The following is a 9267-nucleotide window of genomic DNA, read 5'->3' on the forward strand; positions in this document are numbered from 1 at the left end:
AATCGTGGCTCAATATGCAGTCTGCCTATGACCTATGGCACGCCGAGCGCCGCATCGACGTATCCGACATCCCACCCATGCGCGCCGCCTAGGAGCACCTCTGTCGAGGAACGCGCCACCGCCCGTAGCGCCAGGGCGCGAGCGGATGATGCACATTCCGGAGATCGGGGACCGGGTCGAAGCCCATGCTGCCCCAAGGATGACAACGGCAAAGCCGCGCGAGCGTGAGCCAGCCGCCTTTCCACGCGCCGTTCTTCTCGATCGCCTCGCGCGCATAGTCGGAACAGGTCGGCAGATGCCGGCAATGCGCACCCACGAGCGGCGAGAGGGTCAGGCGATAAAGCGCGATCGCTCCGAGCAACGGCGCCTTCACCGCGCGCGACAGAAGGCTCACGGGTAAGGCTCTCCGTTCTTGTGCGTGAAGGTGAAGCGGCCCCCCTCTTTGCGCCCGCCGAGATCGATGTCGCTGTAATGGGCGACTTCAACCGGCATGCGCGTGCCGACTTCGAGATAGACCGCAGGCTTATCGCCGCGATTGATGAGATGATGCCCGTTCGGCTCGCCGGCGGGGAAGCCCGCAGCCATTCCGGGGCGCAGCACCGTCTCGCCGTCGTCGCTCACGAGGGTGATCTCGCCCTCGAGCACATAGACGAACTCGTCCTCGTTCTCGTGCCAATGCCGCTGCGAGGACCAGGCGCCCGGAGCGAGCGTCGTCAGATTGACGCCGAACTGGGTCAACCCGAGCGGATCGCCGAGCGCGCGCTTGGCGCGGCCCTCAAGCGGCGCGTCGAACGGCTTCGGATAGATGCTTCCGGTCCGCGGCGTCACGCTTGCAGGATCGAGCCAGCTGCCCTTGGTCTTAGCCTTCTGCAATTTCACCCCCTCTTCGCTCATCCAGAGCACGGCCAATTACGCCGGGCTCACCTGATCCGTATGGGTCTCGCCGCCCTGCCGCGCGCGTTTCGCCTCGATTTCGCGGATGGCCTCCTCGACGGCGTCGAACACGAGCAGCGTCGAAGCGTGCCGCGCCCGATAGTCGCGCACCGGCTCGAGCATGGCGAGGTCGGCCCATCTGCCCGACGGCGGCGGCCCGCCCTGCTTCAGCATCTTGCGCATCTGGGCGCCGACCGCTTTGAGCTCGTCCGCGCTCGAACCCACGATCTCCCGCCCCATGACCGAGGCCGCCGACTGCCCAAGCAGGCAGGCCTTAACGCTCTGGCCGTAGTCCGTCACCACGTCCCCCTCCATCGAAAGGTCGACGCTGACCGTGCTGCCGCACAGCTTCGAATGCGCGGTCGCCGAGGCCTCCGGCGCCTCAAGCCTCTTGGTGCGCGGTATCGCCGCGGCAAGCTCGAGGATACGCTGGGTATAGATGTCTTCCGGCAGTGTCATCCTGGTTGCAAGAACCCTTACGCTCGCCTTGCGAGCCGAAATCACGCATTATATATGCAACCGGGCGCGCGAAATGACAGGGCGCGACGCGGCGCCCCGGCCAAAAATCGGATTGACGAGGCTGTTATATTAATCTTGAGACGGCGGCTCTCCGCCCTCATGCGTTGTAATCGACGAGGACCGCTGTGACCGCCATGGACGCCCCGGTAAAAAAGCCCAAGACCCGGCCGCAAATCGAGATCGGCCGCGGCCCTGCCATCGTGCGGCCGACGCGCGAGGAGGCCGAGGAGGCGGTGCGCACGCTCATCGCCTATGCGGGCGACGATCCCGACCGCGAGGGCTTGCGCGAGACGCCGCGCCGCGTCACCTCCGCCTATGACGAGTTCTTCTCCGGCTATCGCGAGGACCCGCTCGAGGTGCTGTCACGCACCTTTGACGAGGTCGCAGGCTATGACGACATCGTGATGCTGCGCGACATCGAGCTCAACTCGCATTGCGAGCACCACATGATTCCGTTCGTCGGCAAGGCGCATGTCGCCTATTTCCCGACCGATCGCGTCGTCGGCATCTCCAAGCTCGCCCGCGTGGTCGACGTGTTCGCCCACCGGCTCCAGACCCAGGAGACCATGACCGCGCAGATCGCCGAGACCATCGACAAGGCGCTCAAGCCCAAGGGCGTCGCGGTGATGATCGAGGCCGTGCACCAGTGCATGTCGATCCGCGGCGTGAAGAAGCCGGACGTCGCCACCATCACCACCCAGTTTACCGGCATCTTCAAGGAGGATCCGGCGCAGCAGGCCCGCTTCATGGCGCTTGCCGAACGCGGACGCCGTTGATGGGCTTCGCCCCGCGGGACGCAACGCGGTGAAAAAGGACCCGTTCTTTCCCCCTCAAGGAGGCGACAAGGCCGAAATCGAGGAAGGGAGCGTGTTCGCTCCCCGCTTCGACAAGGACGGGCTCATCCCCGTGATCGCGGCTTCGGCCGCGACCGGCGAAGTCCTGATGCTTGCCTACATGAACGCCGAGGCGCTCGCGCTCACCATCGAGACCGGCGAAGCGCACTACTGGTCGCGCTCGCGCGGCAAGCTGTGGCGCAAGGGCGAGACGAGCGGCAATGCCCAGCGCGTGGTCGAGCTTTGCACCGACTGCGACCAGGACACCCTCCTGCTCAAGGTCGAGATGACGGGATCGGAGGCCTGTTGCCACACGGGGCGGCGGTCCTGCTTCTATCGCGCTGTTGCGGTTGGCGAACCAATCGGCAAGCGGGGCGTTAGGTTGCGCATGATCGACACCGAGCGGCACTTCGATCCAGAAAGCGTTTACCGTCATTCTGGTGCCGCAAAGAGAACCTTAAAGAAATCGGAGTAAGGTTCCCGGCGGCTAGATGAGTCGCATCGGCTAAGCCGATCGAGACGCCGATCGAAGCTCGAGCAAGGCCATCTCGGCCAAGCTGCCGGACCCTTTTCCGGACGGAGCTTTCGGCATGGGCAGCGTTGGAAGACCTAAACTCGGCATTGCACTCGGCGGAGGAGCCGCGCGCGGCTGGGCCCATATCGGGGTCCTGCGCACGCTGGTGGCGGCCGGGCTCGAGCCTGACATCGTGGCCGGCACCTCGATCGGCGCGGTGGCCGGGGCCTGCTATGTGACGGGTCGCCTCGACGCGCTTGAGAATTTCGCGCTCGCTTTGACCCGCCGCCGCATCTTCGGCTTTCTCGACTTCAATTTCGCGGGCTCGGGCCTCATTACCGGGCAGCGGCTGAATGCGCGGCTCGATCATCACCTCGAGGGCTTTCAGATCGAGCAACTCGACCGCAAGTTCGTCGCCGTCGCCACCGAGCTCGGCACCGGGCACGAGATCTGGCTGAGAAAGGGCAGCCTGGTGACGGCGCTGAAAGCGTCCTACGCGCTCCCCGGCATCTTCAAGCCCGTTCAGATCAACGGCCGCTGGCTGATCGACGGGGCGCTCGTCAATCCCATCCCCGTCTCAGTCTGCCGCGCGCTCGGCGCCCGCGTCGTGATCGCCGTCAATCTCTCCACCGACATCTTCAACAAGGGCGCCGTGATCCACGACCACGAGGCCTTCGCGGACCCTGCCTCGTCCGAGGACAGCGATCCTCTGCCGGGCTCGAACGGCCGCGCCGCCATGCATCTCCTTCATCGGCAGATCTTCGGCAAGAGCGACGGCGCGCCCGGCATCTCGGCGGTGATGATGGATGCCATCAACATCACCCAGGACCGTATCGCCCGTTCAAGACTCGCAGGCGATCCGCCCGACATCGCCATCGGGCCGAAACTCGGCGATATCGGCTTGTTCGACTTCCACCGGGCGAGCGAAGCCATCGCCCAGGGCGCCAAGGCCACCGAGCGGGCGATGGACGACATCAGGCACGCGCTCCGCGTGCTCGCAGCCTGACCTTCCGAAAAGCCAAAGACTTTCCGGTTTCGCGCCTAGGGGACCTGGCCCGTCAGCCGGTGGCGATATATTCGCGCATCGCCGCGGCTTCCATCTCGGCTTCCGCGATGCGCATCCTGACCACATCGCCGATCGACACGATTCCGGCGAGCCGCCCGCGCTCCACCACCGGCATGTGGCGGAAGCGGTGAGCCGTCATCTCGGCCATGATGCGTTCGATAGTGTCCGACTCGCGGCAGGTCACCACCGTCTTGGTCATGCAGGTCTCGACCGGCTCGTTAAGCACCGTGGGGCCGGCCCTTGCGATCTCGCGAACGATATCCCGCTCGGTGACGATGCCGACGACCTTGCCTTCGATCCCGGTGATAACGATGCAGCCGATGCCGTGCAACCCGAGCAGCTTGGTGATGTCGAGCAGCGTGGTATCGGGCGTGGTGGTGAAGACCTCCCTGCCCTTCTCTTTGAGAATTGCAGCGACGTTCATCCTCGTTTCCTCCAGTCCGGGAGCTTCCGTCCCGGTACTGCGACATTCTGTCCCCTCCTCGGCTGAGACGCAAGGGACAGCCGATTCGGAACGCCCGAGGCGGCTCAAACGATCCGGCGCTCCTCCTCGGAAAGGCGAGGCGCGGTGTCGAAAAAGCCGAAGGCCAGAAGGCCGAACAGGAAGCCGCCGATATGCGCCTCCCACGCGATCCCGCCCTCCTGACCCGCGATCCTGACCGCGGTCAGACCGAAATAGGCGTTGATCGCCACCCACAGGGCGAGAAAACCGAGGATGCGGAGGTCGCGCATGGTTTCGCCGAGGGGCATCAGCGGCGCGGCGAGGATGTTGTCGGCGCCATGATAGGCTGCCGGCTTCGCCTTGAAGATGAACCTGAGCGCGCCTGCCATCTGTCCCGAGATGGCCGCCGAGGCTCCGACCACGGGTGCCATCTCGCCGAAATGGAAGGCAAGGTGGGTGACGGCGCCTGCCAATCCGCATAGGACGGAGAACACCGCGAACTTGGCGTTGCCGACGCGGCGCGCCACCGCCGTGCCGAAGGCGAGCATCCACATCACGTTGACGAGGAGATGCACCCAGCCGGCGTGCACCACCATGTAGGTGAAGAAGGACGTGACGGCGGTGAGATACCCGCCGGGGAGCTCAGGCGCGGCGCCGCTATAGCGCGCCGGAATGAAGGCGAGCGCGAGCAGCACAGTTAGGTCGATGTCGTCGGGGAGAAGGCCCCTCACAAGCTGGATCGCGATCATCAGGCCTGCTGCCGCGCTGACCCCGCGCGGCACGTTAAGGATGGGCTCACTCGCAGCCATGGCACAGGCGCTCCAAGCAAACGGCGCGAAATGGCGCCGGCGGCAACCATAATTGCGGGGAAAGGGGCGCCCGATCCCCAATGTTCCGGCCGTGGCACACTCCCTGCTTAGTCAGTCCACGAGCATCGCAAGCTCAGTCTCTGTGCCAATTGGGGATATTTACCCTCCCTCGGCCGAAGAATGGGCGTGCGCAGTACCACGGTGTAGCGTTTTGCGACGGGTGGGTTATGCAGCAGCCGACGAGCAGGCAGCTTTACGCGTATTGGGATCGCGTACGCAATGGCCGCGTTGCGCCGCGCCGGTTCGAGATCGAGCCGGCCAGGATCCCCGCGCTGTTGCCCGAGACGTTCATCGCCGAAGGCGCGGGCTTGCTCGGGTTCCGCTTCCGGCTCGCTGGCACGAAAATCTGCGAATATTTCGGCAAGGAGTTGAGAGGTATCGATCTTTTGAGCTTGTTCGCCGAGGCCGACCGCGAGCAGCTGATCGCCATACTTCAACCCATCCTGTCCGACGGCGCGGTGGGTCATGGGCTGTTTCGCTCCTTCTCCGCCACCAACCGCGAGGCTGCCTTCGAGCTCCTCCTGTTGCCCCTCATCCATACCGGAGAGTCTATCAACCGTCTGCTTGGCGGCATGACTGCCGTGGAACCGCCGTTCTGGCTCGGCGGCGAGCCGCTCACGCGTCACGAGATCGTCGAGTTGCACCTGCATTGGCCCGACGGACCCCCCGCGCACGCGGCGGGTCAAGCGGGGGAAGTCGTGCGCCTGTCGCCACGCCGATTCAGAGTGCTTGACGGCGGGCTGGCCGGCCGGCCGACCGACCATCATGGTTAAAAACCAACGTATACTGACAATTCCATTTTTGAGCGGCAATTTATTCGGTCCTTAACGCGCATCTTTTAGGGTTTATCTGCCGACGAAACCCCCGCGTAGGCAGAACTCATGAGTGCCGCACCTGTTGAGGAGCCCCCGCCTGCAACGCCGCATTTGCGCGTTAAGCGGACGTTCGAATCCTCGACCCAGCATCTCACCAAAATCGTTCGCGACCGCCGCCGCTTCCGGCGCGTCGACGTGAATCTCCAAGGGCGCTTCATGCGCGAGAACCGGGAGGAGTACCCTTGCGAGGTGTTTCAGATGTCGGCCGGCGGCATGTCGCTGCGCTCTCCCGTGTCGTGCGCGGTGGGCGAGCGGATCGTCGCCTATCTCGACCACGTGGGCCGCGTCGAGGGTGTCGTGGTCAGGCCTGTCGAAGGCGGCTTTGCCGCCCGCATTCTGGCGAGCGCCTCAAAGCGCGAGCGCATCGTCAATCTCCTGACCTGGCTTATCAATCAAAGGGCGCTCGGCCTCAGTGAAGAGCGTAAATACGAGCGCACCGTACCGCGCATCAGCGCCTCCAAGCTCATCCTGTCAAATGGCGACGTGCACAATTGCCGCGTGCTCGATGTGTCCTTGAGCGGCGCCTCGATCGCCTGCGAGGTCAAGCCGCCGATCGACACCGTCGTCCTCCTCGGGCGCATGCGCGGCCGCGTGGTCCGCCATCACGATCAGGGCGTGGCAATAAAATTCGCCGAGCTGCAAGATCCCGACAATATTGCGCGGGCCTTCGGTTGAGCCGCAAAAGACCGCATAGCGGGGCGCGAACGGGCGGTTTTCGAGCCTCTTTCCCGCCTCCAAGAATCGCTGGATTTCCGCCGAAAAACGCGATTTGTTCTCAAGTTCCCTAAAATTTTAGGGATCGGGGGAACATCACGCTAACCTTACCCCGTTCAGGTTTGAGTAGTTCTAACTAAAAAACCCCTACCAATACTGCTTTAAAATGCTGGCTTCTTTTATCAGGTTCTCAAAAGCTTTCTGACATAGTGCACCCCAATAAAACGGGGGGTGCAATGAAACAGTTTGTTCTAGGTTCAGCCTTCTTGATGTTCATCTCATCTTTGCCGGGTGACGTGACCAACGATCACTCGATCAGCGTCACGCCGCCGAAGATCGAGGCCCAGAAGGTGGCGTTCTTGCAGTCGTTCGGCGATACCTTGCCGCCCATCGGCTACGTGAATTTCTGCCGCGAACATCAGGCCGATTGCCAGCCGCAGCCGAAATTCGCCGATCGGGTTCAGCTCACGGGCGCGAAGTTTCGCGAGCTCGAGCAGGTCAACATGCAAGTCAATACCTCGGTCCAGCCCATGACCGACATGGAGCTCTACCACAAGGTCGAGTATTGGACCTATCCGACCAAGCACAAGGGCGACTGCGAGGACTACGTGCTGCTCAAGCAGCGTCTCCTGATCGAGCGCGGCTGGCCCGAGAGCACGTTGCTCATCACCGTCGTGCGCGACGAGAACAAGGAGGGCCACGCGGTCCTCACCGTGCGCACCGACAAGGGCGATTTCGTTCTCGACAACAAGCGGAACGAGATCCTGCGCTTCGCCGATACGCCCTACACCTACATCAAGCGGCAGTCAGAGCGTAATCCGCTCGTGTGGATCTCTCTCCTGCCGCCGGAGACGGCGCCGCAGACTCAGGTGTCGGCCTCCAACAGCCACTGAAGGAGCTTTTCGACCCCCAACCAGAACAAGGCCCGGTGATCATCCCCCACCCATCCCCGACCCAGCCGGGCCTTTCCTCGAGCCGGTCTCTGCAAAGAGACCGGCTCTTTTTTTCGGGTGACGATTAGAGCTTGACGATCAGGTCGAGCAGGAGCGCGCCCGAGCACAGGCTCCACGCCGCTGCAATCAGCGCCGAGACCCCGAACCAGATCTTCGGCCGCCCCTGGATGATCTGCCCGCGCCAGGCATTGCGCATCAGAATGGCCGGCCCTGCCGCTACGCGAAGGAGCACGCCGGCGAGCGAGTCGAGAATGGATTTGGGTTCGATCGAAAAGCGCAAAGGCTCGCCCGAAACGAGTTGAACGAAGCTCGCGAGCACGCCGGCGAAGACGAAGCCGACGGCCGTCACGTAAACGTAAAGCGCCAGGAATTGCATTGCCCCACCTCGCCGCTTTTCCGCCTGTCCCGCGGAAACGCACTTTAGCGGCTGGGGGCCCTCCCTTGGACCGAATTCTTAAGGACTAGTTAACTCTCGTGCCGCGCTGGCACGGAACGCGCCCTACTCCTTCAGGTCGTAATCGAGGATGGCCATCTGGAACTGGTAGGCGGTCTCGCCCTCCTCCTCGTCGCGAAAGATGACGCCGATGAACTCGTCGCCGACGAACACCTCAGCCGAATCTTCCTTGCGCGGCCGCTGCTTCACCTCGAGCACAGGCAGCCGGAAGATCTTCCTCAGATAACGCTCTAACTTGATGATCTCGTCCCGTGTCACAGCCCCTCCAATCGGAGCCCGCTCGACACGGGCGCCCCAAGAGTTCCTCGCCTACTGGCAACCGCAATCATCGTCGGCGATCATCTGATCCATGGAAAGGGCCGGCTCCTCGCAGCCCGACGGCCCGATGTCGCGCGCAGGCACGCCGGCGACGGTGCGCCGCGGCGGCACGTCATGCAGCACGACACTCCCCGCCGCCACGCGCGCGCAATCGCCCACTTTGATGTTGCCGAGGATCTTGGCCCCTGCCCCGATCATGACGCCGCGCCCGATCTTGGGGTGGCGGTCGCCCCGCTCGTTGCCCGTGCCGCCGAGAGTGACGCCGTGCAGCATCGAGCAGTTGTCGCCGATGACCGCCGTCTCGCCGATGACGATGCCCGTCGCGTGATCGAACATAATGCCCTTGCCGATCACCGCGGCGGGGTGGATGTCGACCTGAAGGAAGCGCGACGTGAGACTTTGCAGGTAGAGCGCGAAGTCCTTGCGGCCCGCCTTCCACAGCGCGTGCGCGATGCGATAGGTCTCGAGCGCATGGAAGCCCTTGAAATAGAGCAAGGGCTCGATCAGCCGGGCGCTCGCCGGGTCACGCTTGGTGACCGCGACAAGGTCGGCGCGGAAGGCGTCGCCGAGCGAAGGCTCCTGTTCCAGAACCTCGTGGAAAGTCTTGTGCATCAACCCTGAATCGAGCGCAGCGTGCTGGAGACGGCGCGCCAACCGGTGGCACACGGCATCCTCGAGACGCTTATGGTCGAGCACCGTGGCGTAGATGAAGCCGCCGAGCGCGGGCTCTGCCCTGCTGATCTCCTCCGCCTCGCGCCTGACCTGGCTCCAGACCGG

Annotated in this window: 14 protein-coding genes; 6 read left to right on the forward strand and 8 right to left on the reverse strand. The window is 63.9% G+C overall.

The window, feature by feature from the left end; all coding sequences use genetic code 11:
* Positions 1-88: 88 nt before the first annotated feature.
* The 3 genes from yidD to VFB18_RS12670 are packed head-to-tail and all read right to left on the reverse strand — an operon-like array spanning position 89 to position 1392.
* Positions 89-385: a membrane protein insertion efficiency factor YidD gene (gene yidD / locus VFB18_RS12660; RefSeq protein WP_324975838.1), complete on the reverse strand. Its 297-nt coding sequence runs from the start codon at positions 383-385 to the stop codon at positions 89-91.
* Positions 386-390: 5 nt separating this feature from the next.
* Positions 391-894 carry a cupin domain-containing protein gene (locus VFB18_RS12665; protein ID WP_324975802.1) on the reverse strand — a complete coding sequence of 168 codons (504 nt, stop codon included), beginning with the start codon at positions 892-894 and terminating at the stop codon, positions 391-393.
* 15 nt (positions 895-909) lie between these two features.
* Positions 910-1392, reverse strand: coding sequence for an iron-sulfur cluster assembly scaffold protein (locus VFB18_RS12670; RefSeq protein ID WP_324975804.1), 483 nt, complete (start codon positions 1390-1392; stop codon positions 910-912).
* Positions 1393-1586: 194 nt separating this feature from the next.
* Here VFB18_RS12670 and folE point away from each other — a divergent pair, with 194 nt between their 5' ends.
* The 3 genes from folE to VFB18_RS12685 all read left to right on the forward strand — a co-directional run bounded on the left by folE (position 1587) and on the right by VFB18_RS12685 (position 3805).
* Complete coding sequence (gene folE / locus VFB18_RS12675; protein ID WP_324975807.1) at positions 1587-2228, forward strand: GTP cyclohydrolase I FolE; 642 nt, start codon at positions 1587-1589, stop codon at positions 2226-2228.
* A 28-nt stretch (positions 2229-2256) separates the two neighbouring features.
* A complete protein-coding gene (gene hisI, locus VFB18_RS12680) occupies positions 2257-2760 on the forward strand; it encodes a phosphoribosyl-AMP cyclohydrolase (protein WP_324975810.1) in 504 nt (167 codons plus the stop codon).
* 115 nt (positions 2761-2875) lie between these two features.
* A complete protein-coding gene (locus tag VFB18_RS12685) occupies positions 2876-3805 on the forward strand; it encodes a patatin-like phospholipase family protein (RefSeq protein ID WP_324975813.1) in 930 nt (309 codons plus the stop codon).
* 52 nt (positions 3806-3857) lie between these two features.
* Here the strand turns inward: VFB18_RS12685 and VFB18_RS12690 are convergent, their stop codons facing one another.
* Positions 3858-4289, reverse strand: a complete 432-nt coding sequence (locus VFB18_RS12690; protein ID WP_324975815.1) for a CBS domain-containing protein — start codon at positions 4287-4289, stop codon at positions 3858-3860.
* 104 nt (positions 4290-4393) lie between these two features.
* Positions 4394-5116 (reverse strand): rhomboid family intramembrane serine protease, encoded by a 723-nt coding sequence (locus VFB18_RS12695; protein WP_324975818.1) that lies wholly within the window; start codon positions 5114-5116, stop codon positions 4394-4396.
* A gap of 227 nt (positions 5117-5343) precedes the next feature.
* Here VFB18_RS12695 and VFB18_RS12700 point away from each other — a divergent pair, with 227 nt between their 5' ends.
* From VFB18_RS12700 to VFB18_RS12710, 3 genes are all read left to right on the forward strand, one after another.
* Positions 5344-5949 (forward strand): PAS domain-containing protein, encoded by a 606-nt coding sequence (locus VFB18_RS12700; RefSeq protein ID WP_324975822.1) that lies wholly within the window; start codon positions 5344-5346, stop codon positions 5947-5949.
* A 108-nt stretch (positions 5950-6057) separates the two neighbouring features.
* Complete coding sequence (locus tag VFB18_RS12705; RefSeq protein ID WP_324975825.1) at positions 6058-6726, forward strand: PilZ domain-containing protein; 669 nt, start codon at positions 6058-6060, stop codon at positions 6724-6726.
* A gap of 275 nt (positions 6727-7001) precedes the next feature.
* A complete protein-coding gene (locus VFB18_RS12710; protein ID WP_324975827.1) occupies positions 7002-7658 on the forward strand; it encodes a transglutaminase-like cysteine peptidase in 657 nt (218 codons plus the stop codon).
* A gap of 124 nt (positions 7659-7782) precedes the next feature.
* Here the strand turns inward: VFB18_RS12710 and VFB18_RS12715 are convergent, their stop codons facing one another.
* The 3 genes from VFB18_RS12715 to cysE all read right to left on the reverse strand — a co-directional run.
* Positions 7783-8094 (reverse strand): DUF6949 family protein, encoded by a 312-nt coding sequence (locus VFB18_RS12715; RefSeq protein ID WP_324975830.1) that lies wholly within the window; start codon positions 8092-8094, stop codon positions 7783-7785.
* 123 nt (positions 8095-8217) lie between these two features.
* Complete coding sequence (locus VFB18_RS12720; RefSeq protein ID WP_324975833.1) at positions 8218-8430, reverse strand: DUF3126 family protein; 213 nt, start codon at positions 8428-8430, stop codon at positions 8218-8220.
* Between the two features lie 51 nt (positions 8431-8481).
* Positions 8482-9267, reverse strand: a 786-nt coding sequence (gene cysE, locus VFB18_RS12725) for a serine O-acetyltransferase (protein WP_324975835.1), incomplete at its 5' end; no start/stop codon positions are given.

The organism is Methyloceanibacter sp., from assembly GCF_035650995.1.
Classification (GTDB): Bacteria; Pseudomonadota; Alphaproteobacteria; order Rhizobiales; family Methyloligellaceae; genus Methyloceanibacter.